General features: G+C 64.6%; 19 protein-coding genes. 13 read left to right on the forward strand and 6 right to left on the reverse strand.

Annotation, left to right across the window (positions count from 1 at the left end; all coding sequences use genetic code 11):
- The first annotated feature begins 189 nt into the window (after positions 1 to 189).
- The 7 genes from UB31_RS20220 (at position 190) to ligA (ending at position 10,847) form a co-directional block, all read left to right on the forward strand.
- Positions 190 to 1,212 carry a cell division protein FtsQ/DivIB gene (locus tag UB31_RS20220; RefSeq protein WP_045012169.1) on the forward strand — a complete coding sequence of 341 codons (1,023 nt, stop codon included), beginning with the start codon at positions 190 to 192 and terminating at the stop codon, positions 1,210 to 1,212.
- A complete protein-coding gene (gene ftsA / locus UB31_RS20225) occupies positions 1,209 to 2,531 on the forward strand; it encodes a cell division protein FtsA (RefSeq protein WP_045006132.1) in 1,323 nt (440 codons plus the stop codon). The genes UB31_RS20220 and ftsA overlap by 4 nt, the downstream gene beginning before the upstream one ends.
- Positions 2,532 to 2,618: 87 nt before the next feature.
- The gene (gene ftsZ / locus UB31_RS20230) at positions 2,619 to 4,388 is read left to right on the forward strand and encodes a cell division protein FtsZ (RefSeq protein ID WP_045012170.1); all 1,770 of its coding nucleotides are present in this window, start codon (positions 2,619 to 2,621) and stop codon (positions 4,386 to 4,388) included.
- A 361-nt stretch (positions 4,389 to 4,749) separates the two neighbouring features.
- Positions 4,750 to 5,712, forward strand: a complete 963-nt coding sequence (gene lpxC / locus UB31_RS20235) for a UDP-3-O-acyl-N-acetylglucosamine deacetylase (protein WP_045012171.1) — start codon at positions 4,750 to 4,752, stop codon at positions 5,710 to 5,712.
- Between the two features lie 244 nt (positions 5,713 to 5,956).
- On the forward strand, positions 5,957 to 6,847 hold the full coding sequence (locus UB31_RS20240; RefSeq protein WP_045012172.1) for an outer membrane protein assembly factor BamD: 891 nt from the start codon (positions 5,957 to 5,959) through the stop codon (positions 6,845 to 6,847).
- A 13-nt stretch (positions 6,848 to 6,860) separates the two neighbouring features.
- Positions 6,861 to 8,534, forward strand: coding sequence for a DNA repair protein RecN (gene recN, locus UB31_RS20245; RefSeq protein WP_045012173.1), 1,674 nt, complete (start codon positions 6,861 to 6,863; stop codon positions 8,532 to 8,534).
- Positions 8,535 to 8,693: 159 nt separating this feature from the next.
- On the forward strand, positions 8,694 to 10,847 hold the full coding sequence (gene ligA / locus UB31_RS20250) for an NAD-dependent DNA ligase LigA (RefSeq protein WP_045012174.1): 2,154 nt from the start codon (positions 8,694 to 8,696) through the stop codon (positions 10,845 to 10,847).
- A gap of 159 nt (positions 10,848 to 11,006) precedes the next feature.
- Here ligA and UB31_RS20255 read toward each other — a convergent pair whose 3' ends face one another.
- Positions 11,007 to 12,284, reverse strand: coding sequence for a multidrug effflux MFS transporter (locus UB31_RS20255; RefSeq protein WP_045012175.1), 1,278 nt, complete (start codon positions 12,282 to 12,284; stop codon positions 11,007 to 11,009).
- Positions 12,285 to 12,593: 309 nt separating this feature from the next.
- Positions 12,594 to 14,420, reverse strand: coding sequence for an aminopeptidase P family protein (locus UB31_RS20260; protein WP_045012176.1), 1,827 nt, complete (start codon positions 14,418 to 14,420; stop codon positions 12,594 to 12,596).
- A gap of 186 nt (positions 14,421 to 14,606) precedes the next feature.
- Between UB31_RS20260 and UB31_RS42215 the strand changes: the two genes are divergently transcribed.
- Positions 14,607 to 14,780 (forward strand): hypothetical protein, encoded by a 174-nt coding sequence (locus tag UB31_RS42215; RefSeq protein WP_197087366.1) that lies wholly within the window; start codon positions 14,607 to 14,609, stop codon positions 14,778 to 14,780.
- 114 nt (positions 14,781 to 14,894) lie between these two features.
- Here the strand turns inward: UB31_RS42215 and UB31_RS20265 are convergent, their stop codons facing one another.
- Complete coding sequence (locus UB31_RS20265; RefSeq protein ID WP_045006139.1) at positions 14,895 to 15,782, reverse strand: 50S ribosomal protein L11 methyltransferase; 888 nt, start codon at positions 15,780 to 15,782, stop codon at positions 14,895 to 14,897.
- Between the two features lie 164 nt (positions 15,783 to 15,946).
- Here UB31_RS20265 and UB31_RS20270 point away from each other — a divergent pair, with 164 nt between their 5' ends.
- Positions 15,947 to 16,102, forward strand: a complete 156-nt coding sequence (locus tag UB31_RS20270) for a Flp family type IVb pilin (RefSeq protein WP_502691264.1) — start codon at positions 15,947 to 15,949, stop codon at positions 16,100 to 16,102.
- A gap of 133 nt (positions 16,103 to 16,235) precedes the next feature.
- Here UB31_RS20270 and UB31_RS20275 read toward each other — a convergent pair whose 3' ends face one another.
- Both UB31_RS20275 and UB31_RS20280 read right to left on the reverse strand, forming a co-directional pair.
- Positions 16,236 to 16,436 (reverse strand): hypothetical protein, encoded by a 201-nt coding sequence (locus UB31_RS20275; RefSeq protein WP_045006141.1) that lies wholly within the window; start codon positions 16,434 to 16,436, stop codon positions 16,236 to 16,238.
- Between the two features lie 197 nt (positions 16,437 to 16,633).
- Positions 16,634 to 18,244 carry a phytoene desaturase family protein gene (locus UB31_RS20280; protein ID WP_045012177.1) on the reverse strand — a complete coding sequence of 537 codons (1,611 nt, stop codon included), beginning with the start codon at positions 18,242 to 18,244 and terminating at the stop codon, positions 16,634 to 16,636.
- 179 nt (positions 18,245 to 18,423) lie between these two features.
- Between UB31_RS20280 and UB31_RS20285 the strand changes: the two genes are divergently transcribed.
- Entirely contained in the window at positions 18,424 to 20,706 is a 2,283-nt protein-coding gene (locus tag UB31_RS20285; RefSeq protein ID WP_045012178.1) for a fused MFS/spermidine synthase, read from the forward strand.
- Between the two features lie 3 nt (positions 20,707 to 20,709).
- Here UB31_RS20285 and UB31_RS20290 read toward each other — a convergent pair whose 3' ends face one another.
- Complete coding sequence (locus UB31_RS20290) at positions 20,710 to 21,693, reverse strand: glycerophosphodiester phosphodiesterase (protein WP_045012179.1); 984 nt, start codon at positions 21,691 to 21,693, stop codon at positions 20,710 to 20,712.
- A gap of 157 nt (positions 21,694 to 21,850) precedes the next feature.
- Between UB31_RS20290 and UB31_RS20295 the strand changes: the two genes are divergently transcribed.
- Genes UB31_RS20295 through UB31_RS20305 form a run of 3 tightly spaced genes read left to right on the forward strand, consistent with a single transcriptional unit; the run spans position 21,851 to position 25,225 of the window.
- Positions 21,851 to 22,810 carry an acyl-CoA desaturase gene (locus tag UB31_RS20295; RefSeq protein WP_245306027.1) on the forward strand — a complete coding sequence of 320 codons (960 nt, stop codon included), beginning with the start codon at positions 21,851 to 21,853 and terminating at the stop codon, positions 22,808 to 22,810.
- Between the two features lie 47 nt (positions 22,811 to 22,857).
- Entirely contained in the window at positions 22,858 to 24,240 is a 1,383-nt protein-coding gene (locus tag UB31_RS20300) for an MBOAT family O-acyltransferase (RefSeq protein ID WP_045012180.1), read from the forward strand.
- Entirely contained in the window at positions 24,215 to 25,225 is a 1,011-nt protein-coding gene (locus UB31_RS20305; protein ID WP_045012181.1) for a hypothetical protein, read from the forward strand. The genes UB31_RS20300 and UB31_RS20305 overlap by 26 nt, the downstream gene beginning before the upstream one ends.

Consider the following 25,225-nt stretch of genomic DNA (forward strand, 5'->3'; position numbering starts at 1 on the left):
CGCTGGCGGCGCATATGGCGTTTTGGCTGCCGGCGCGTGAACTGTTGCGGATGTCTCCGACAGCAGCGAACGCTTTGATGGGGAGAGGCTTCTTCTGCTGAAGACCAGTACCCGGCCCGGCAAGACCGAGACGTCATGTTCGCCAGGACCCGCGCGATGTCGCGGGCAAACTGTTGACGAGCTCGTGCAATGGATGGAGCAGGAAGCCTCACCCGGTCGTTTTTCAGATCGCTGAGGCCCCAAGCTGACCTGAAGGCGGCCGCTATCGGAGCGGTCGTGCTTCTGCGCGAGTGGGTGCAGGACAAGCGCCAGGAACGACTTCAAGAAAAGCGCGCTGTCGCCAAGCAAAAGGCCAAGGCCGTCGTCGAACGCACGCCGCCGCCGCGCGTGATCGCGCTGGTCGAGCGCTATCTGCCGCGCCGGGTCGGGATCAGCATGACCGTGCTGCTTTTGATCGGTAGCTGCGGCTTCGGCATCGTCAAGGGCGGCCATCTCCAGGATTTCATCACCGCCGTCAGCGACGCGCGCAATGCGATGGCCAATTCCGCCGGCTTCCGCATCACCTCGGTCGTAATCAACGGCCGCAAGCAGCTCAGCCAGGACGAGATTCTCGCGATCGGCGGCGTCAGCGGTCGCTCCTCGCTGCTGTTCCTCGACGCCGACAGCGTTCGCGACAAGCTGAAGGCCAATCCCTGGATCGCGGATGCGACCGTGCTGAAGCTCTATCCGGGCCGGCTCATGATCGAGATCACCGAGCGCCAGGCGTTCGCGCTGTGGCAGGAGGGCGGCCGGCTCTCCGTCATCGCCGACGACGGTGCCCTGCTCGAACCCTATGTCTCGCGCCGGTTCCTGTCGCTGCCGCTCGTGGTCGGCAAGGGTGCCGACGCGCAGGCCCGCGACTTCCTCGCGCTGCTGGCGCGCTATCCGCAGGTGAATTCGGTGACCAAAGCTGCAATCCTGGTCGGTGAGCGGCGCTGGAATCTGCGGCTGAAGGATGGCCTCGACATCCGCCTGCCCGAGCAGGACGTCGGCAACGCACTTGCCGCGCTCTCCAAGCTCGACAAGGAGGACAAGCTGTTCTCCCGCGATATCGTCGCGGTCGACATGCGATTGCCCGATCGCCTGGTGGTGCAGCTGTCCGACGACGCCGCCAAGGTGCGTGAGGACCTGTTCAAAGACAAAAAGAAAAAGAAGGCCGGGGACGCCGCATGACCGGTCTTGATCGCACCCAGACGCCGAAGACGCGCCAGATGCCGCACAAGCGCGGCGGCCTCGTCGCCTGCCTCGACATCGGCACCAGCAAGATCGCCTGCATGATCGCGCGGCTGAAGCCGTCGGCTCCGAGCGAAGCCCTGGGCGGCCGCACCCATGCGGTGGAGCTGATCGGTTACAGCCAGATCCAGTCGCGCGGCATGAAGGCCGGTGCGGTGGTCGATCTCGCCGAATGCGAGCAGGCAGTGCGCCAGGCCGTCGGGCTTGCCGAGAAAATGGCCAAGGTGCGGGTCGAGTCCGTGCTGCTGTCGGTCTCCGGCGGTCGGCTCTCCGGCCAGCTCGTCGAAGCCGCGGCCGACATCCGCGGCGGCGCAGTGACGCCGGCCGACGTCAGCCGCGTCACCTCCACTGGCATGCGCCACGCCACCGGCGATGGCCGCACCGTGCTGCACGCGCTTCCGGTCGGCTACACGCTGGACGGGGTCAAGGGCATCCGCGATCCCCGCGGCATGGTCGCGCGCCAGTTCGGCGTCGACATGAACGTGGTCACCTGCGACGCCACGGTGGCGCGGAACCTGATGCTGGCGGTGGAACGCTGCCACCTCAACGTCGAAGCCATGGCGGCGAGCCCCTATGTCGCCGGCCTGTCGGTGCTGACCGACGACGAGGCCGATCTCGGCGCCGCCGTGGTCGAGATGGGCGCGGGCACCACCACGATCGCGGTTTATGCCGGCGGCCGCTTCGTGCACGCGGCCGGTTTTGCGGTCGGCGGGCAACACATCACGATGGATCTCGCGCGTGGACTCTCCGCGACCATTGCCGATGCCGAGCGAATCAAGACTTTATACGGCACCGTCCTCACCGGCGGATCGGACTCGCGTGAGCTGATGTCTGTACCGACGGCCGGTGATGAGCAGGATCTGCCGCAGATCGTTTCGCGCGCCACCATCGCCAACATCGTCAAGCACCGTGCTGAGGAAGTCTTCGAAATGGTTCGGGACAAGCTGAAGGATTCGCCCTTCGCGGCAGAGCCCAAGGGCCGTGTCGTGCTCTCGGGCGGCGCCTCGCAGCTCACCGGTCTCGTCGAACTCGGAACGCAAATTCTCGGCCGGCCCGTGCGGGTCGGACGTCCGCTCGGTTTTGGCCGGCTGCCCAACGAGGCGAAGAACGCCGCGTTCGCGGTGCCGGCCGGACTTCTCGTCTACCCGCAATATGTTCACCACGAACATGTCGAACCGCGGCATACGCGGCAGCAGGTCAAGACAGGGACCGGCGGTTATTTCGGAAAGGTCGGACGATGGCTACGCGAGGGCTTTTGATGACTCCTTTCCGCAATTCCCGACTTTCACCAACTCCCGCGGCCGCCGGCCGGGGCGAACCCACGCGCGCGTGATCGAGAGGCAAACATGACCATCAGTATCAATGCTCCTGATATTCACGAACTGAAGCCGCGGATCACCGTGTTCGGCGTCGGCGGCGCCGGCGGCAATGCCGTCAACAACATGATCACGGCCGGCCTCCAGGGCGTCGACTTCGTGGTCGCCAACACCGACGCGCAGGCGCTGACGATGTCGAAGGCGCAGCGCATCGTGCAGATGGGCACGGCGGCGACGCAAGGGTTGGGCGCAGGCTCGCAGCCGGTCGTCGGCGCGGCCGCGGCCGAAGAGGTGATGGACGAGCTCCGCGACCATCTCTCCGGCGCCAACATGGTGTTCGTCACCGCCGGCATGGGCGGCGGCACCGGCACCGGTGCAGCTCCCGTCATCGCCAAGATCGCGCGCGAGATGGGCATCCTCACCGTCGGTGTGGTGACCAAGCCGTTCCACTTCGAGGGCGGTCGCCGCATGCGCACCGCGGAAGCCGGCATCAACGAGCTGCACAAGGTGGTCGATACGCTCTTGATCATCCCGAACCAGAACCTGTTCCGGGTCGCCAACGAGAAGACCACCTTCGCCGACGCCTTCGCGATGGCCGACCAGGTGCTCTACTCGGGCGTTGCCTGCATCACCGACCTGATGGTCAAGGAAGGCCTGATCAACCTCGACTTCGCCGACGTGAGAGCGGTGATGAAGGAAATGGGCAAGGCGATGATGGGCACGGGCGAAGCCTCCGGCGACAAGCGCGCGCTGACCGCCGCTGAAGCCGCGATCGCCAACCCGTTGATCGACGATAGCTCGATGAAGGGCGCCAAGGGCCTTCTGATCTCGATCACGGGCGGCAAGGACCTCACCCTGTTCGAAGTCGACGAAGCCGCGACCCGCATCCGCGAGGAAGTCGACCAGGACGCCAACATCATCGTCGGCGCCACCTTCGACGAAGCGCTCGACGGCCTGATCCGCGTCTCGGTCGTTGCCACCGGCATCGAGCAGGCCGCGATCGCCCGCAACACCCAGGCCAGCAGCGCTCCGGTTGCGAACGCGGCCCCGCAGGCCCAGCAGGCCCCGGCGCCTGCTGTGGCTGCCGAGAGCCGTCTCGCCGATCTGACTGCACGGCTCCGCGCCGACAACCAGCGCATGGCCGAACGTGCCCAGAAGCTGGAAGGGCAGGTCCCGGCCGCGCCGCGTGCCAATGTCGAGCGTGCAGCGCTCGCGGCCATCGCCGCCGCCGTTTCCGAAGTTCCGCAGGCGCCCGCGCCGATGCAGACCTATGGCGACGTCACCGTGCGTCCGATCGCACAGAAGCCGACGCTGTTCCCGGAGCCCGAGCAGGCGCCGATGGCGATGCATGAGCCGATGATGCCGGAAACATTCATCCCGCCGCAGGCCGAGCGTGCGCCGGTGCGTGCGCCGCGGATGCCGCGCCTCGAGGAACTGCCGATGCCGGCCCAGGCCGAGATTCGTCAGGCCCGTGGCGAAATGGAGGACGAGACGCCGCAAAAGACCCGGCTGTCGCTGCTCCAGCGCCTCGCCAATGTCGGCCTTGGCCGTCGCGACGAGGAGACCGAGGCACCGATCGCAGCCCGATCCGCTGCTCCGGCGATGCCGGCGTTGCCCGATCGCAAGCCGCAGCGCTCCGTTGCGCAGCAGATCGCAGCCAGCGAGCCGGTCTCCGAGTATGCCCGCCGGCCCGCGCCGCAGGGTCTTGACGCCCATGGCCGCCCCGCGCCTGTTGCGCCGGCGCCACAGGGAGACGACCATCTTGATATCCCGGCCTTCCTGCGGCGGCAGGCGACCTGAGGATTGTTACAATAAGGCGGACGAAAAAAGGTCCCGGCAGCAAGCTTGCCGGGACCTTTCCTTTTGTCCGGTGCATGCCCGGGTTGCGCGCGCAAGCGACTGATTTTAAATCATTAATTACTTATTCGGTGGTTCAGTAAAGTTGCCGATAACGGCCCCAAACCCCGGCGTAATTTGGTTAAGCCTTGGCGCGAATACGGCAGGTTTGGGGTAACAATCGGTAAAAAAGCGTGAGTTGGCGCTGTTTGAGGCAGTGACTATGGTTTGGCGTGACTTGGGGATACGGATTCGGACGGTCGGCCTTGGCCGGTTAATCGGGTCTTGTATAAGTCGCGTTGGGTCGTAGTGGGGCGGGTTCCTGATGAAATTTAGCCGGCAAACAACGCTTCGTGCGCAAGCCAGTGTGGCCGGCGTCGGCGTTCATTCCGGTCTTCCCGTCACGCTCACGCTCGGACCTGCGCCTGTCGATGCAGGTTATGTTTTTGTCCGCACCGGCCTCGAGGGAAGTGACCGCGAAGTTCAGGCGACTGCCGAGCAGGTGATCGCGACCGATTTCGCGACTGTCCTCGGTGACCGCAGCGGTCCGCTGGTCTCGACCGCCGAGCACGTGCTTGCTGCGCTGCGGGGCATGGGCGTCGACAACGCCATTATCGAGATCGACGGTCCGGAAGTGCCGATCATGGACGGCAGCGCCGCGGCCTTCATTGCGGCGATCGATCAGGCCGGCATCGTCAACCAGCCGGCACAGCGCCGCTTTATCCAGGTTTTGAAGCCGATCTCGGTCAAGATCGGCGACTCCTTCGGCGAGATCCGGCCCTACGCCAACGGGTTCCGCGCCGAGGTCGAGATCGACTTCACCAATCCCGTCATCGGCCAGCAGAGCTACGGCTTCGACCTCAGCCCTGAGCGTTTCCGCCGCGAAGTCGGCCGCGCCCGGACTTTTGGTCTGATGGGCGATGTCGCCCGGCTCTGGAGCGCGGGCTATGCGCTCGGCGCCTCCTTCGACAACACCGTCGTGTTCGACGAAGAGCGGCTGCTCAACACCGAGGGCCTGCGCTACGCCGACGAATGCGCCCGTCACAAGGTGCTGGACGTGATCGGCGATCTGGCGCTGGCCGGCCTGCCGCTGCTCGGCGCCTATCGCTCGGTGCGTGGCGGCCACAAGCTCAACCACGCCGTCCTGACCGCGCTGCTCGCCGACCGTACCGCCTGGCGGGTGGTCGAGGGCGAGGCGGCCCGCCGCACCACGCGTCCCGTTGTCGAGATCGGCAGCGGCATGGTCGGTGGCCGGATTGCCGCGGCCTACGGCCCGGACGTATCCTGAAGATCTGTTGTCGCTAGCGGTTGGCCGCTGCTTCCCCCGGGAAACTCCCGGTAACCATGATCCACTAGGATTGCGGCACGTTCGCCTTAATCCGGGCGGAATGCCTGCCTATCCCGTTGGTTAACGATCGTTTTTCGGTTACATCGGCGTGGTCGCATGGCAGGTACCACGGTTACATTTTGCGCCCATGACGGGATTCATGGGCTGGCGGGCACCGCATCACAGGGCGTCAGGTCTTAAATTCATGTCGGCACAGCGTATGACGCGCGGATATCTTTCAGTTTCGCCAAAGGCTCGCGGGCTGCTCCAGGCTGCGACCTTCTTCTTGCTCGCGCTGCCGCTTGGCGGCTGCGGCACCGGCGCGCTCTGGGACAAGTTCACCGCCAAGGACGACACCTTCGTCGAAGAGCCTGCCGACAAGATCTACAATGAGGGCCTGTACCTCATGAACGAAAAAAAGGACATGAAGGCGGCGAACAAGAAGTTCGAAGAGGTCGACCGCCAGCATCCTTATTCCGACTGGGCGCGCAAATCGCTGCTGATGTCGGCCTATGCGTCCTACCAGGGCGGCGACTATGACGGCTGCATCGGTGCGGCCACCCGCTACGTCACCCTACATCCCGGCAGCCCGGACGCCGCCTACGCGCAATATCTGATCGCCGCCTCGCACTACGACCAGATTCCGGACATCAGCCGCGACCAGGCCCGGACCGAGAAGGCGATCGCCTCGCTGGAAGAGGTGAACCGCAAATATCCGAACTCGGAATATGCGACCTCCGCCAAGGCCAAGATCGAGGGCGCCCGCGACCAGCTCGCCGGCAAGGAAATGAATGTCGGCCGCTACTACATGCAGAAGAAGGACTACACGGCTGCGATCAACCGCTACAAGGCCGTGGTGACGCAGTATCAGACCACGCGTCACGTCGAGGAGGCGCTGTACCGCCTCACCGAGGCCTATATGGCGATCGGCATTGTCGGCGAAGCCCAGACCGCCGCCGCCGTGCTCGGGCATAATTTTCCTGACAGCCGCTGGTACAAGGACGCCTATAATCTTGTAAAATCCGGCGGTCTCGAACCGAGCGAGAATCAGGGGTCCTGGATCAGCCGGACCTTCAAGAAGATAGGTCTCGGCTAGGAAATTTGGTTCCATGCTGGCGCGTCTGTCGATCCGTGACATCGTCCTGATCGAAAGGCTCGATATCGAATTCGCCACCGGCCTTGCGGTTTTGACTGGCGAGACCGGTGCGGGCAAATCCATCCTGCTCGATGCCTTTGCGCTGGCGCTCGGCGGCCGCGGCGACGCCGGCCTCGTGCGCCACGGCGCGGAGCAGGGGCAGGTCACTGCCGTGTTCGATGTCCCCAAGAATCACCCCGCGACGAAGATCCTCGCCGAGAACGGGCTGGACGATACCGGCGAGATGATCCTGCGCCGGGTCCAGCTTGCCGACGGCCGCACCCGCGCCTTCATCAACGACCAGTCGATCAGCGTGCAGACGCTGAAGGCGGTCGGCGCCGCGCTGGTCGAGATCCATGGCCAGCATGACGAGCGCGCGCTGGTCGATGCCGCCACCCACCGCCGCCTGCTCGATGCCTTCTCCGGACTGGAGAAGGATGTCGTGGCCGTAGAAGCTCTCTGGGACGCGCGCCGTACTGCGAACACCGAACTCGAGGAGCATCGCGCGGGCATGGAGCGTGCCGCGCGCGAGGCCGACTATCTGCGCCATGCCTCCGACGAACTGAAGCAGCTCGCGCCTAAGGACGGTGAGGAAACCTCGCTTGCCTCCCGCCGCACCACCATGATGCAGGGTGAGAAGATCGCCTCCGACCTGCGCGAGGCGCAGGAGGTCGTTGGCGGCCACAATTCGCCGTCCGCGGCTCTCTCGGCCGCGGTGCGCAGGCTGGAGCGCCGCGGCGTCAATTCGCCGGCACTGGTCGAGCCCGCGGTGAGGGCGATCGATATTGCGATCAACGCGCTGGAGGAGGCCGATCAGCATCTCCAGGCCGCACTTGCCGCAACCGATTTCGATCCGGCTGAGCTCGAACGCATCGAGGAACGGCTGTTCGCGTTGCGCGCGGCCTCGCGCAAATATTCGACGCCGGTCGATGGCCTGGCCGCGCTCGCCGCCAAATACGCCGCCGATGTCGTGCTGATCGACGCGGGCGCCTCGCGGTTGAAGAAGCTGGAGCAGGCCGCGATCGAGGCCGATGCGCGCTATGCTGCTGCCGCCAAGAAACTGTCGCTGGCGCGGCAGAAATCGGCCGAGAAGCTCAACAAGGCCGTCAATGCCGAGCTTGCCCCGCTCAAGCTCGAACGCGCAAAATTCATGACCCAGGTCGAGACCGACGAGAGCGCGCCGGGGCCGCAAGGCTTTGATCGCGTCGAGTTCTGGGTGCAGACCAACCCGGGCACCAAGCCGGGCCCGCTGATGAAGGTCGCCTCCGGCGGCGAACTGTCGCGCTTCCTGCTGGCGCTGAAGGTCGTGTTGTCCGACCGCGGCTCGGCGCCGACACTGGTGTTCGACGAGATCGACACCGGCGTGGGCGGCGCGGTCGCCGACGCCATCGGTGCGCGGCTCGCGCGGTTGGCCGGCAAGGTGCAGGTGATGGCCGTGACCCACGCCCCGCAGGTCGCAGCCCGTGCTGACCAGCATCTGCTCATTTCCAAGGATGCCCTCGACAAGGGCAAACGCGTCGCCACCCGCGTCAACGCGCTGGCCGCCGACCACCGCCGCGAGGAGATCGCGCGCATGCTCGCGGGCGCCGAGATCACGGCTGAGGCGAGGGCGGCCGCGGACCGGCTGCTCAAGGCCGCGACGGCTTGATTTCTTGTCCCGGACGCGCCTAGCGCGAGCCGGGACCCAGAATGCCGCCCCATGGGCCCCGGCTCTGCAGCGCATCGCTAAACAGCGCTGCGCTGCGTCCGGGGCACGAGATTTCCACACGCCTTTACCGTCCTACCCGCTCCGTCGTATTCAACCATCATGGCAAGAGCAGCAAAATCCAAACCAAAGCCGCTTCGCGACGTCGGCGACCTCACCAAGGCGCAGGCCAAGGTCGAGCACATGCGGCTCACGCTCGAACTCGAAGAGCACGACAAGCGCTACTATCAGGACGACGCCCCGACCGTTACTGACGCCGACTATGATGCGCTGCGTCAGCGCCTCAACGCGATCGAGAAGCGCTTTCCTGACTTCGTCAGCGCGGAGTCGCCGTCACAGAAGATCGGCGCCGCGCCGTCCGGCCGTTTCAAAAAAGTCCGGCATGCCGTTCCCATGCTGTCGCTCGACAACGCCTTTGCCGAGGAGGACGTGCGCGACTTCGTCGGCCGCATCGTGCGCTTCCTGAAGCTCGCGGACGACAAGGTCGATTTCTCCGCCGAGCCGAAGATCGACGGCCTCTCGATGTCGCTGCGTTACGAGGGCGGCGAGCTCGTCACCGCGGCGACGCGCGGCGACGGCGCCGAAGGCGAGGACGTCACCGCCAACATCCGTACGCTCGAGGACGTGCCGCAAAAGCTGAAGGGTCGCAATGTCCCCGACATCTGCGAGGTGCGCGGCGAGGTCTATATGACCAAGAAGGCGTTCCTTGCCCTCAACAAGAAGCAGGTCGAGGCGGGCGAGGCGCCCTTCGCCAATCCGCGCAACTCGGCGGCGGGCTCGCTCCGACAGAAAGATCCCACCATCACTGCCTCGCGTCCGCTCGGCTTCTTCGCTTACGCCTGGGGCGAGATGAGCGCGATGCCGGAAGAGACGCAGAGTGGCATGATCCACTGGTTCGAGCGCTGCGGCTTCACGACCAATCCACTGACGAAGCTGTGCCATTCGGTCGAGGAGCTGATCGCGTTCCACCAGAGCATCGAGGAAGAACGGGCCGAGCTCGACTACGACATCGACGGCGTCGTCTACAAGGTCGATCGCCTCGATTGGCAGGAGCGGCTCGGATTTGTCTCGCGCACACCGCGCTGGGCCATCGCGCACAAGTTTCCCGCCGAGCGCGCCATGACGGTGCTGCGCGACATCGAGATCCAGGTCGGCCGCACCGGTTCGTTCACGCCGGTCGGCAAGCTCGAGCCGGTCGGTGTCGGCGGCGTGATCGTGCAGAACGTCACGCTGCACAACGAGGACTACATCAGGGGCATCGGCAACAAGGGCGAAGTGCTGCGCGAGGGGCGCGACATCCGGATCGGTGACACTGTCGTGATCCAGCGCGCCGGCGATGTCATTCCTCAGGTGGTCGACGTCATCATCGACAAGCGGCCGAAGAGCGCCAAGGAGTTTCACCTCCCGAAGAAGTGCCCGTGCCCGCTGCACACCGACGTCGTGCGCGGGGCGACGGCGGCGGGCGAGGAGGAGTCGCGATCCCGTTGCACCGGTGAGTTTGCCTGCCCCTATCAGAAGATCGAGCACTTGAAACTGTTCGTGTCGCGACGCGCCTTCGACATCGACGGCCTTGGCGAGAAGCAGCTCCAGTATTTCTTCGACGAGGGTTTTGTGAAGGAGCCTGCCGACATCTTCACGCTCGAGAAACGCAATTCAAAGCTCAAGCTCGAGGAGATCGAGGGTTACGGCGAAACCTCGGTGCGTAATCTCTTCGGCGCCATCGAGAGCCGGCGTAAGATCGCGCTGGAGCGCTTCATCTACGCGCTCGGCATGCGCCATGTCGGCGAGACGACGGGGCTGGCGCTGGCGCGCGGCTACGGCTCCTGGGATGCTTTCCATGACGCCAGTCTCAAGGTCGCCAAGGGCGACGAGGAGGCGATCGCCGAGATGGATGCGCTCGACCAGATCGGCGATACCGTGATCAAGAGCATCGCGGATTATTTCGGCGAGAGCCACAACCGCGGTATCGTCGAGCGGCTGACCAAGGAAGTCGAGATCGTCGACGCCGAGAAGCCGAAGAGCAACTCGGCTGTCGCCGGCAAGACGGTGGTGTTCACCGGCTCGCTGGAGAAGATGACGCGGGATGAAGCAAAGGCGACCGCGGAGCGGCTAGGTGCAAAAGTGTCGGGCTCGGTGTCGAAGAAGACCGACCTCGTGGTCGCTGGTCCCGGTGCGGGCTCGAAGCTCGCAGAGGCCAACAAGCACGGCGTCAAGGTGTTGACCGAGGATGAGTGGCTGACGCTGATCGGAGAGTGAGGAGGGTGTCCTGACGCCTCACGCTCCGCTGTCATTCCCCGCGAAGGCGGGGAATCCAGTATTCCAGAGGCAGAGCGAGGATACGGAGAGGCTGCGGCGTACTGGATGCCCCGCCTTCGCGGGGCATGACACTGTCATTGGAGACGCGCCGCGCACCCCTCACATCATCCCGCTCTCTTCCTCCTCCGCCTGCTCGATCAGCGTCTCGCTCACTACCACCTCGCGGCGGGGGACGATGAAGATCATGGTGCAGGCGCAGAGCAGCGAGATCGCGAGGACGGCTGAGGTCAGCGGCAGCGTTGTGGCGGAGTGGCCGCCGAGATAGGCGCCGAATTGCGAGATTAGCGCGCCGATGCCCTGCTGGAGGAAGCCCATCGCGCCAGACGCGGTGCCGGCCGCTTCGGGCCGGATGCTAATGGCGCCCGCGGCCGAATTCGCCATCACGAAGGCATTGCCGACCATCACGATCATCTGCGTGCCGAACAGCCAGCCCGGTGCCTCGTTCCATCCGGTAAAACTCCAGAGCAGGTTCAAAAAGCTGCCGCACAGCTGCAGCCCGAGCCCGAACCAGATCAGTTTTTCCAGCGAGTGTCGCGGCGCGAAACGCACGCAGAGTAGATTGCCGACCAGATAGGCGAATCCCGTCGTGGCGAACCATGCGCCGTATTCCGCGCTGGTGCGCCCCATCTGGGTGACCACGATGTAGGGGCCGCCACCGGCGAATGCGAAGATGATCTGCGAAGCCAACACCTGACACATCACATAGCCGACGAACGCGCGGCTCTTGATCAGCGTGCCGACGTCGCCGCGAAAGCCGCTGCCGGCGGCGCGGCTGCGGCGCGTCTCCGGCAGGGCCAGTGCGATGCCGATTGCGACCGCGATCGCGCCAATCGTGACGGCGTAGAAGATGGCGCGCCAGCCGAACGCGGTCTCGATCAGGCCGCCGGTCAGCGGAGAGACCATCTGGCCGATCATCAGGGCGGCGACCACGAGGCTGATCATGGAGGCAACGCGGTCGCGCTCGTAGATGTCGCGGATAATGGCGCGGCTCACCACCATGCCGGAGGCGCCGCCCAAGGCCTGGAAGAAGCGCGCCGCGATCAGTTGCGGCAGGGTTTCGGCGAAGATGCAGGCGATGCTGGCGGCGACCATCAGCGTGAGGCCTCCAAGCAGCACCGGGCGTCGGCCGAATTTGTCTGACAACGGCCCCATGATCAGCTGCGACAGCGCGATGCCGACCATGTAGAGCGACACCGTCATCTGCGCGATCGAGATGTCGCGCCCAAACGTCGTCGCAAGCACTGGCAGTGCCGGAACCAGGATGTAGAGCGAGATCGGTGCGATCCCGGTCATGACGACGAGCAGCAGCAGCACCAGGCGCGAGGTCGCGAGGTTTGTCGTCGCCGTTCCCGGCGGCTTGCTGATCATGCCGTGCATGCGTGTCCGTCTTTCGAATTCGAATCGGACTGTAGCGTGCTCGCACAAGACGGATATCGGCGTTTCGGAATGCGGCTATACGGATTCCGGGACGGTTATAATAACAGCGCGATGGCGACGAATTGGGCGCGTTGCTCTCGCTGCTGTCTCCGCTGTCATTCCCCGCGAAGGCGGGGAATCCAGTATTCTAGAGGCAGAAGTCGTATACGGAGATGCCGCGGCGTACTGGATGCCCCGCCTTCGCGGGGCATGACAGTCATGGTGGTGAGGAAGCAGCCTTGCGCAAATCGCGTAGCACTATGCGCGGCGTTATTTCAGCTCCGCCGTCGCCTGATCGAGCCAGGCCTTCGTCGCCTCATCCAGCGCCGGCCGTACTTCGGCCCTCACACGGGCGTGGTACGCATTGAGCCAGTCGAGCTCGTCCCTGTTCAGCATCGCGACATCGATCAGCCGGCGGTCGATCGGCGCCAAGGTCAGCGTCTCGAACGCGTTCATCGATTTCTCGGCGCCCTTGATGTCGGCGGCGACCACCAGCTCGAGATTTTCGATGCGGATGCCAAAGCCGTCGGTCTTGTAATAGCCGGGCTCGTTGGAGAGGATCATGCCGCGCTTCAGCGGCGTGGTGCCGAGCTTCGAGATCCGCGCCGGCCCTTCGTGCACCGAGAGATAGCTGCCGACGCCGTGGCCGGTGCCGTGCTCGAAATCGACGCCGGCCGCCCAGAGATATTGTCGCGCCAGCGTGTCGAGCTGCGCGCCGGTGGCGCCGTCGGGAAACACCGCGCGCGCGATCGCGATATGGCCGCGCAGCACGCGGGTGAAACGGTCGCGCATCTCATCCGTCGGCTCGCCCACCGCCATGGTGCGGGTGACGTCGGTGGTGCCGTCTTCATATTGCGCGCCGGAATCGATCAGCAGCAGATCGCCGCGCGCGATCCGCCGGTTGCTCTTGCGGGTGACGCGGTAGTGCACGATGGCGCCGTTCGGACCGGTGCCGGAGATGGTCGGAAACGAGACGTCCTTCAGCGCGCCGGTGTCGCGGCGGAATGTCTCCAGCGCCTCGACCGCGTCGATCTCGGTGAGCTTGCCGCTTGGTGCCTCGCGATCGATGAAGGCGAGGAAGCGCGCCAGCGCGATCGCGTCGCGCCGATGCGCCGTCCGCGTACCCGCGATCTCCGTCGGGTTCTTGACCGCCTTCAACAGCGCAATCGGATCGCTGCCACGCACCGGCTTGCCGCCGGCTCCCGAAATCAATCGGCTGAGTGCGTCGGCTGCCGTGGCATTGTCGAGCGCAATCGCGGCACCGCTCTTGGCCAGCGCCATCAGCGTCGGCGCCAGCGCGTCGGGCTCGCGTACGTCGGCCGACTGCTCGAGATGGTCGCGCGAGAGGTTGGAGAGTTTGCGATGGTCGATGAAGATCGTCGGCCGGCCGTCCTTCGGCACCACCGCGTAGGACAGCGGCAGCGGCGTATGCGCGACGTCGGCGCCGCGGATGTTGAAGGTCCAGGCGACCGCGTGGCTGTCCGAGAGCACCAGCGCGTCGACGCCGAGCCTGTCGATCTCGCTCTTGATCTGCGTCAGCTTCTCAGCCTCCGCGACGCCGGCATGTTGCAGGCCGTGGACCGCGACCGGGGCGATCGGCTGCGGCGGCCGGTCCTGCCAGATCGCGTCGACCGGATTGCTGTCGACGGCGACCAGCTCGGCGCCAGCCTTGGCGCAGGCGGCTGACAATCGCTCGGCTGCCGCAAAAGTGTGCAGCCACGGATCAAATCCGAGGCGGTCGCCAGGCTTTAGGTGCGCCGATACCCAGCTTTCCGGCGACGGATCGATCAGCGATTCCACCGCCCAAGCTCTTGTATCGACCTGCTTGGGCGCCTGAAGCGTGTAGCGGCCATCGACGAACACCGCGGCCTTTTGGGTCAGAACGACGGCAAGTCCCGCCGATCCGGTAAAGCCGGTCAGCCAGGCGAGCCGCTCCTCCGATGGCGCCACGTATTCGTTCTGCTGCTGGTCGGCGCGCGGAATGACGAAGCCGGTCAGCTTGCGGCGGGCGAGTTCTTCACGGAGTGCAGAGAGCCGGGCGGTCAATGCGACGCCGGCCTCGGGCTCCTCGAATGTCTGGAAGTGTGCTTCGAACATGGCTCAGTTTAGGATCATGGGGATCAGTCCGCAATGTGGACGCATTTGAGGTCGCATCTGGCACGGACTGTGCTTGAAAAAGTTCCATTCGAATTGAGTGGAGTAAAAGGATGCGGCTGTTGCGCTTCGTCCAGATAACAGGGAAATTCGAGCAAGTGGTTCATCTCAACGGCGAGAGGACACACGATGCCAGCGTTCACGTTTGAGAAGATTTCGCCGCCGGTGCGCCGCGCGCCCGTGGTAGCGACCCCGAAGAAGCCGCGCGGCCTCATCAGCCAGATGATCGGTCGTTTTGCCGAGCGCCGCGCGCGGCGTGCCTTGCGCGCATCTGCGCCTGGTCACGAGAAGCCGGCGAAGTAGCACCACGTTGATGATGCCGTAGGGTAGGCAAAGGCGCGAAGTGCCGTGCCCACCATGTTTCCTCGATCGCAATGAATTTGGTGGGCACGCTTCGCTTTGCCCACCCTACGCAGCTCACCCAACCTTCCTTAGCAATAGACTGCTCCACCCCTCGATCCGCAGGTGCCGCAGCGGCACGAGGCCGCGTGCGCGATAGGCAGCGATCACGGCGGGCGCCTGGTGCGTCAGCAGGCCGGAGAGGATGACGCGAGCGCCGGGCGCGAGGTGCCGCGTCATCGGACCCGCCAATTGTCGTAACGGATTGGCAAGGATGTTGGCCAGCACCAGATCGAATGGGCCGGCCTTGCCAAAGTCCGGCGCGGCAAACCCGGTGGCGCGGATCGCCCGCACGTGGTTGCGAACTTCATTCAGGGCCGCGTTCTCGGCCGCGACCCGCACCGAGGGCGGGTCGATGTCGGAAGCCAGCACCGCGCGATGCAGCGCCTTCGCAGCCGCGATTCCCAATACGCCGGTACCGGTGCCGAGGTCGAGCACGCGCTTCGGCCGCGCGTGTTTCAAGACATGGTCAAGCAGCAGTAAACAGCCACGGGTGGTGCCGTGATGGCCGGTGCCGAAGGCGAGTGCCGCCTCGATCTCGATTTTGAGCTTGTTTGGCGCCACGCGGTCGCGGTCGTGGCTGCCATGGACGACGAAGCGCCCGGCCGGCACCGGGACGAGATCTTCCAGGCTCGCCTTGACCCAGTCCTTGGCCTCGATCGTGTCGAAGGCGAGCGTTGCCGCGATCTCGTTTCCTGCTGAAGTTACAATGAGTTCGCGTAAGCCCACCTGATCCGGCGCCTCGGCAAAATGCAGCGTGACGTCCCATTCTCCGTCTGGCCGTTCGAACGCGGCAACCGCGGCATCACCCTCGAAAAAGACCTCCGTGAGCACGTCGACGACGCGCCTGGCGGCGGCCTCGTTGCCGATCGAAAAACTGGCGCGATGGGTAGGTGAAGGCTGCATCCTAGGGTTCCGCTCGGTTCAATTTTTGGAACTTTTGTTCCAAATTTTCCGCATAACTTGCAATTCCAAGATTAATCTACCCGTAGGTTGTATTCCGTAGTTTTCCGGGTGTTGGAACCAACCAACACACCTTGAAATGGAAATGGAGGCGAGTCTTGAAGCGCATGGTTTCGAAGTTCTGGTCCGATGAGTCCGGTGCGACTGCGATCGAATACGGCCTGATCGCGGCCGGTATCGCGCTGGCGATCATCACCGTGGTGAACAATTTGGGCACCAGCTTGAACGACAAGTTCGGTTCGATTAGCAGCTCCTTGAAGTAATTTCTGCCTCCCATTTCCCAGCGGGGGCTCCTTTCTTCATAGACAGCTTTTTTGACACGCGCCCGCTGGGGGAATTGCCTTCCGGCGGGCGGAGTCGTTTTGGGGCTTCTCACCGGAAATGCTCGTTAGCGTCTCAGTTTGAAATTCTCTCGACCTGGACGCCGTCGAAGTTTTGATAATGAATCAGGCCCGCCTCATCGGTATCGACGAGCGTCCCTACTTCAAGATAGGCCCATTGCTCGGCAGGGTAATCTGGAGAAAATCTGCCCTCAGAGATTAGTGCGACGACACGGCCAGTCATACCGTCGATTCGAATGCGGTCGCCGATCTCCATGCTCCCAGCCTCCAATTTCAAACTGAGACACTACCGAATGCCCACAGGCAGTCCGCTCATTTTTCGCATGCTGTCCACGGCCTTATCCCGCCGCTCATCCCCAGGTTTTCCACCGCCTTGTACCCAGTTTGGTCGGGCCGGCGCGCACCGCCTTCTCACAGCTCTCCCAACAGCCTGTCCACAGCCCATCCACAGGCCTATCCACGGCTTGCGAACAGACCGCGGTGATCCCGCAAAATCGCGTGCGCCGCGTTGTGGCCGGGGGCGCCGGTGACGCCGCCGCCGGGGTGAGCGCCGGAGCCGCAATGGTAGAGGCCCTTCAAGGGGCCGCGGTAGTCGGCATGGCCGAGCATCGGTCGCGCCGAGAACAGCTGGTTCAGCGTCAAGGCGCCGTGGAAGATGTCGCCGCCGAGCAGGCCGAATTGTCGTTCGAGATCGAGCGGCGAGAGGATCTGGCGCCCGAGCACGCTTGTCCCAAAGCCCGGCGCGTAGCTGTCCACCGTCGCGATCATGAGATCGGCGACCTCGTCGCGGTGGTCGTCCCAGGATTTTCCGTCGGGCAGTTCGGGCGCGACGTGCTGGCAGAACAGGCTCGCGACGTGTTGTCCCGCTGGCGCCAGCGTGTCGTCGAGCGTCGAGGGGATCAGCATCTCGACGATCGGCTGCCGGCTCCAGCCCTGCGCCCGCGCGTCGAGATACGCACGGTCCATATAGCCGAGGCTCGGCGCCAGGATGATACCGGAGGAGAGGTGATCGCCATCGCCGGGCAACGCCGTGAAGGAGGGCAGGCGGTCCAGCGCCACGTTCATGCGGAAGGTGCCGGAGCCGTTCTTCCAGTGGCGGATGCGCGCGAGGAAATCGGACGGCAGGGCGTCGGCTGCGATCAGCCGCGTATAGAGCAGCTTTGGATTGACGTTGGCCGCGACATATTTTGCGCGAATGGTTGAGCCGTTCTCCAGCACCACGCCGACGGCGCGGTCGCGCTCGACGACCACCTCGCGCACGCCGGCATCGGTCTCGATCGTAACACCGCGGTCGCGCGCAGCGCGCGCCATCGCCTGCGTGATCGCACCCATGCCGCCGATGGCGTGGCCCCAGACGCCCTTCTTGCCGTTCACCTCGCCGAAGGCGTGGTGCAGCATCACATAGGCCGAACCGGCCGCGTAGGGGCTGGCATAATTGCCGACGATCGCATCGAAGCCGAACAGCGCCTTGACGAGATCGTTCTCGAACCGGTCGTCCAGCATCTCGCCGGCCGAACGGGTGAAGAGATCGAGCAGGCTGCGGCTTTGCTCCAGCGTCAGCCCGCGCAGGATGTTGGCCGTGGTCAGCGCGTTCACGGCTTCGCGGAGTGCGCCAACGCCAAAACTCCCGAGCAGGTTCGGTGGCGCACGCAGCACGAACTGCCGCAGCACGTCCGCAATGTCTTCGAGCTCGCGCGAAAAGCCGTCGAGTGCGTCTGCGTCATGTGTGCTGAGTCGCGCGACGGAGGCCTTCGTCCGGCCCTCGCCGGTGAGGAGATAGCTGCCGTCGGGTGCGGGTAGAAAATTCTGCGCGCGCCGCTCGACGATTCGCAGGCCCTGTTCGGCGAGCCCGAGGTCGCGGCTCACCTGCGGATTGAGCAGGCTCACGGTGTAGGCCGCGACCGAATTCTTGAAGCCCGGATGAAACTCCTCCGTGACCGCCGCCCCGCCGACTACCTTGCGGCGCTCGACCACATGCACGCGCAAGCCCGCTGCCGCCAGATAGGCCGCGCAGGTGAGGCCGTTATGGCCAGCGCCGATGATGACGACGTCGGTTTCGGTCATGAGGGTTTCTGAATGTTCCATGCTCATTCCGGATGGTCCGAAGGACCCGACCTGGAATGACATTTCTATATCAGGCATTTCGCGCGGCAACATCACGAGACCATTTATTGCCCGTTCAGGCGGCTTGTGCTCCATTGCGCGCGCCCGGCGCCCGCCGGGGATTGTCTGCCGGAGCTCCCATGGATTCGATCGTGCAACCCGCCGCCACGGAGCAGCCGTCCTCGTCACGCAACCGGCTGCTGCTGACGGTCTATACGGCCGCGATCTTCGTCAGTGCGCTGCTGCTGTTCTCGGTGCAGCCGCTGTTCACGAAAATGGTGCTGCCGCGGCTCGGCGGCTCGCCGGCGGTGTGGTCGGTGGCGATGGTGTTCTTCCAGTCGCTGCTGCTGGCCGGTTACGCCTATGCGCATCTGCTGATGCAGATCAAGAGCCGCGTCGTTCCCATCGTGGTCCATCTCGCGTTGCTGATCGTCGCCTTCGTCACGCTGCCGCTCGGCATTGCCACCGCCTATGGCGAGCCACCGGCGTCCGGCTACGCGTTCTGGCTGCTCGGCCTGTTCGTGATGTCGATCGGGCTGCCGTTCTTCGCGCTGGCGGCCAACAATCCGCTGCTGCAAGCCTGGTTCGTCCGCACCGGTCATCCCGATGGGCGCGATCCGTATTTTCTTTATGCCTCGTCGAACATCGGCAGCTTCCTCGCGCTGTTGTCCTATCCGTTCCTGCTGGAGCCGATCTTCACGCTGCACACGCAGAACCGGCTCTGGACCGGGGGCTATGGCCTTTTGATCCTTTTGATCGCGGCCTGCGGCGTGCTGCTGTTGCGTTCGCCGAAGCTGGCGGTGGTTGACGCGCAAACCGAGCAAGCGAATGCGCCGGCGCCGGGTGTGGTGACGCGGCTGCGCTGGATCTTCCTCGCTGCCGTGCCGTCCGGCCTCCTCATCGCCGTGACCGCGCACATCTCGACCGACGTCGCGGCGGCGCCGCTTTTGTGGGTGCTGCCGCTGTCGCTGTATTTGCTCACCTGGGTGGTGGTGTTCCAGTCGCGGCCGCTGTTGCCGCACAAATGGATGCTGATGCTCCAGCCGGTCGCGATCGCGGGCGTCATTTTCCTGCTCGCCTTCGGCGGCGAGCAGAATCTGCTGCTGACGCTCGGCGGGCACCAATTGTGCTTCTTCGTCATCGCCATGGCCTGCCATGGCGAACTCGCGCGGACCCGGCCGCCCTCAAAATATCTCACCGGCTTCTATGTCGCGCTGTCCTTCGGCGGCATGATCGGCGGCCTGTTTGCTGGCCTCGTCGCGCCCTTCACCTTCTCCTGGATCGCCGAATATCCGATCCTGGTCGCGTTGGCCGCGCTGTGCCGGCCCTCAGTGAACGAGCGTTTTGCCGGCATAGTCAAATGGTACTGGTTGGCGCTTGCCGCGCTCGCGGTGGCGCTGGTCGTGCCGTCCTACACGACGGGCGATCTCTCGGCCTGGTTCGAGGATCATCGCGTCTGGGTCGCCGGCGCCGTCGGCGTACTCGCGGCACTTCTTGCGATCGCGGTCAACGCAGGCCGCTGGAAGATCTTTGCCACCGTCGCGCTCGCGCTCGCATTGATCCGGATCTATCCGGCGGACGAGGGCCGCGTCACCACCGTGCGCAGCTTCTTTGGCGTGCACAAGATCGTGGTGACGCCGGGCGGCTATTTCCACGTGCTGATGCACGGCACCACCATTCACGGCGCCGAGCGCTTCCGCAACAATGACGGCACGCCGGTCACCGGCCGGCCCGAGCCGATCACCTACTATCACAAGGATGGCGGCATCGGTCAGGCCATCACCGCGATCCGCGAGCGCAAGGGCGCGCCGCTGAAGGTCGCTGCCATCGGCGTCGGATCGGGCACGCTCGCCTGCGCCGCCGAGCCCGGCGAAGACTGGAAATTCTTCGAGATCGACCAGTCCATGGTCGATGCCGCGCGCGACCCGAAGAATTTCCGTTATATCTCGAGCTGCCTGCCGGATTTGAAGCCGGTGATTGGCGATGCGCGCCTCACCTTCGCCAAGGAGCCCGACGGGGTCTACGACCTCATTATCGTCGACGCCTATTCGTCGGATGCGATTCCGATTCATCTCGCCACCGAAGAGGCGATGAAGATCTACAAGGACAAGCTCGCCCCGCATGGTGCCGTGGTGATGCATGTCTCCAACCGTCATCTCGATCTCGAGCCCGTCGTGGTCGGGATTGCCGATGCTAATGATCTCAAGAGCTGGGTCTATGACGAGGATTCGGGCCGTGACGCCGACTACATCTTCGCCACCGATGTCGTCATCTCCGCGCGTGAGGAGGCCGATGTCGGCAAGCTCGCTTCCTCCAAGCAGTGGGAGGAGACCGACGCGGACGAGAAGGTGCGGGTCTGGACCGACGACTATTCCAACATTCTCGGTGCGCTGTATCGGCGTTTGCGGTACGGGGAGCAGTAACTCTTACGGCTCCACCGGCGTTCCCGCCGGCAGCGCAATCCCCTTCTCACCCGCGACCTGTCGCAACAGGTCCGGGCGGTCCGAGATGATGCCGTCGACGCCGGTCTCGATCATGCGCGCAATGTCTTCGGGCTTGTTGACCGTCCAGACCACGACGCGCAATCCGAGCGCGAGGGCTTCAGTGACGAGCGCCACGGTCACATCGCCGAAATAGGGCGACCAAACCGCGCCTCCTGCGGCCTTGATCGTTCGCGGCAGTGAGCCGCCGTGATCGGCCGGACTGAAACCCGCCGTCCAGTTGGTGGCTTTGTCGAGGACGATGGTCGGTGCCGAGCCGCGCTGGAGCGTCAGATACACGGTCGGAATCTTCGGGGCTTGCTGCTGGACAAGTAGCAGCGTCCGCCAGTCGAAGGACTGGATCATGACGCGGTCGGAGAATTTCTCGACCTCGATCACCCCGAGCAGCTTCGCGACGAAGGCCTCGGGATCAAGAGATTCGTCCGGATGGTCGGGATCGATCTTGGTCTCGATATTGAAACGCACGCTTCTGTTGCCGGACTTGCGCACCAGCGCGAACACCTCGCGCAAGGTGGGAATGTGCGTCCCCGCCACGGCGCGCTGGTCGGGGAATTGTTTTGCATAGGCACTGTCCGGCCGAAGCTGGCCGACGTCGTAGCTCCTGACGTCGGCGAACCGTAGTTTCACGAATGGCGTGCCGGGCGCGGCGACATAAGCGCCGGCCGCATCCCGTGCGAGATCGGGATTGAGCCCGCGCTCATGCGAGACGACCACCTCACCGTCCGCGGTCACGCCGACATCGAGCTCCAGCGTGTCCACGCCCATCGACAGTGCGTTGGCGAAGGCCGGCAGGGTGTTTTCCGGCATCAGCGCCCGCCCGCCGCGATGCGCCTCGAGATCGAATCCCATAGCTCGTCCCGCCATCAGAACTGAGAGCACGGTCAAAATTGTCGCAGCACGTGATGGCATGGCGGCTCGGAGGGCAAGCGAAAAGGGCGGTATTTGAACGCATCTTGGCGTGTCCGACGTATTCTACAGGCTTTTGCGCCTGTTGAAACCTTGGGCGGCGGCTTGGGTTGCGCTCGCCCGGCGGTTATGTACTCATAGCCGCCTTGGAATCTCACCCGTGCACCAGAAACGCGATCACCGCATCATTCGCAGCCGGCATTTTCACAAGATGCAGCGGCGGCATTTTGTCATATTCGACGTGCTGCCCTTCGTCGGCACGCTGGTTGCGCTGGGCCTGTTACTCTGTCACCCGATCGGCGTAACCGAGCTCGGCCTGTTCTTCGGCTTCTGGCTGATCACTGGCCTTGGTTTGACCGTCGGCTATCATCGCCTGTTCACCCATCGCGCTTTTGCCACCTCGTCCGCGATGAGCGCGATCCTGATCATCATGGGATCGATGGCCGGCCGCGGCCCGATGCTGTCCTGGGCGGCAATGCATCGGCGCCACCACGAGCTGTCGGATCACGACGGCGATCTGCATTCGCCGCGTCTGCATGGCGATGGCGCGTTCGGTCGCCTGCGCGGCTTCCTGCATGCGCACCTGACCTGGATGATCGAGCACGATTACCCCAACGTCGCGCATTACGTGCCGGATTTGATGGCGGACCGCAGGCTGGTCGCGGTCAACAGCTACTATTATACTTGGGTCGCGCTCGGCCTGTTGCTGCCGGCCGCGATCGGCGGCCTCGCCACGATGAGCCTGTGGGGTGTGCTGGGGGGCCTGCTCTGGGGCGGCGTGGTCCGCATGTTCGTGGTCGAGCAGACCATGTCCGCCATCAACTCGATCATGCATACGTTTGGCGCGCAACCCTTTGTCACGCGTGATGACAACAGCAGGAATCTCGGCGTGATGGCCTGGCTCGCCTGGGGCGAGGGCTGGCACAACAACCATCACGCCTTCCCGTATTCGGCCGCCTTCGGCCTGCGCTGGTTCGAGTTCGATCCCGGCTTCATCTTCATCCGCGCGCTGGAGGCGCTTGGGCTTGCCTGGGACGTCAAGGTGCCGAGCGAGGAGAAGATCGCGCGGCGCATGTCACCGCAGCCGGGCGACGCCGCGCCCGACCTCGAAACGGGCTGAGCATCATCGACCGGCGCAAGTGCCGGTGATGATGCGGCTTTGAACCGATGCTGTTCAACGACTACCCCTTTCTCCTGGTCTTCCTGCCGGCGGCGCTGCTGATCTACCGCCTGGTCGATCCATATCCACATTTGCGCATTGGCGTGCAGGTCGCGCTGTCGCTCGCCTTCTACGCCTGGGGCAGCCCCTCCTTCATCCTGCTGCTGATCGCGTCGATCGCGGTCAACTGGCTTGCCTCGGTCGCCTATGGCCGGGTGAAGTGGAAGGCGGTGCTGACACTCGTGATCGTGCTCGATATCGGCGTGCTGGCGCTGTTCAAATACGCGAACTTTGTGCTGGCCAACCTCGCCCTCTTGCTCGGCACGACGCTGCCGCCGCTCGACATCGGGCTGCCGCTCGGCATCTCCTTCTTCACCTTTCACCACATCATGTATCTGGTCGACCTGAAGCGCGGCAAGGCGCCGCTCTATGCGCTCGACCGCTACGCGCTCTACATCGCCTTCTTCCCGCAGGCGATCGCCGGCCCTCTGGCGCGCTGGTCGGAGGTGATGCACCAGTTCGGCAGGCAGGTCTACGTGCCGGGCTGGCAGCGCCAGTTCTGCATCGCGACCTGCTTCATCGCGATCGGCCTGTTCGAGAAGGTCGTGATCGCCGACAACATCGCGCATCTGCTCGATCCTATCTACACGCAGGCCGCGAGCGGGCCGCTCGCGAGCGGCGATGCCTGGCTCGCTTTCTGCTTCTCCTTCCAGATCCTGTTCGACTTCTCCGGCTATTCCGACATCGCGATCGGGCTTGGCCTGCTGTTCGGCGTGCAGCTCCCCTACAATTTCAATGCGCCGCTGCGCTCGACCAATATCCAGGATTTCTGGCAGCGCTGGCACATCACGCTGATGCTGTTTTTGCGCGACTATGTGTTCTATCCGCTGGTCAATCTGCGCCTCCTGCCGCGGCGCTGGCTGCCGGTGCAATTCTTTGGCGCAATGCTGATCACCATGGCGCTGTGCGGATTGTGGCATGGCGCGAGCTGGGCCTTCGTGCTGTGGGGCGTGCTGCACGGCCTCGCGCTGGTCGCCTGCGCGTTGTGGCGCCGCTACGGGCCGGATTTTCCATCGTGGCTCGGCTGGGCGCTGACGGTGCTGTTTGTGCTCGCGACCGGCGTGATTTTTCGCGCCGGATCGATTGAAGCCGCCTGGCATGTGTTCGCGGGGCTGCTCCAGCCGCTGCCGCTCGATCGCATCGGCCAGGTGTGGCCGCTGGTGGTGGCTCCGCTGGTCGCATTCCTGTTGCCGGCGAGCCAGGACATCGTGGCGTTTTTCACCCGCAAGCCGAATGCTGTGCTGGCGGGCCTGCTCGGGATCGGCATCCTCGCCTTGCTGATCCAGATCGGGGAAGGGGGGCTCCATGAGTTCGTCTATTTCAAGTTCTGACACGTCAGTCGAATGGGGCCGCTGCCTCGCCGCCTGTTTCGGCGCGCTTGCACTGGGCGCCGCGCTGATCGCCGCCGTCGTGATGTCGGTCGATCCCTACGACAGCGGCCGGTTCGGGTGGTTCGGCATCGCCGGCGTGAATGATCGCAATCCCTGGACCGCCAATGCCAGCCGGGCCCGCGATCCGCAATTCGATTCCGCCATTCTGGGCAATTCCACCGGGCAGTTGCTGCAACCGGCTGAGCTCGACAAGGCGACGGGCAAGCGCTTCGTGCAGCTCGTCGCGCCGGGCGCGGACCCGCGCGGCGACCTCGCAATCCTTGATTTCTTCGCTGGGCAGCACACGACCATCGGCGCCCTCGTCGTCGTGATCGACCAGCCCTGGTGCGCGAACGACTTGCCGCCGTTGCCGCAAGATGCGTTCCCGTACTGGCTCTATGAAGCCGGCGCGCTCCGCTATCTCGGTCATCTCTTCACATGGCCTGCGCTCGATCGCGTCGTCCAGCGCATCGCCATCGGTCGCGGCTCGCGCAAGCCGATCCGCCCTGACGGCTATTGGAGCTATGAGGAGGTGTGGCCACCCGGCGCGAAACATCCGGCCGCCGCGGAGCCCGCCAGGGCGGCGCCGTTCGACGGCAAGATCACTGATACTTTTCCTTATGCAGTCATGCTGGCAAGCGCGATCGCAAGACTTCCCCGCGATGCACCGGTCGTACTGCTGATGCCGCCGACCTTCTACGCCATCGTGCCCCCGTCCCGCAGCCGCGAAGCCGCGCGCCATGAGGCCTGCAAGACGGCGTATCGGTCCATCATCAGCGGCCGACCCAACAGCAATCTGATCGACTATCGCCTCGATAATGCGCTCACGCGCGACCCCGCCAATTTCGTCGATCTCATCCATTACCGGGCGATCATTGCGCGCAAGCTCGAGCAGGGTATCGCGGCCAGCTTGCGCGACGGCGAGGCGGCGCAGATCAACTTCTGA

The sequence above is a fragment of the Bradyrhizobium sp. LTSP849 genome (genome assembly GCF_000938255.1).
Lineage (GTDB): Bacteria > Pseudomonadota > Alphaproteobacteria > Rhizobiales > Xanthobacteraceae > Bradyrhizobium.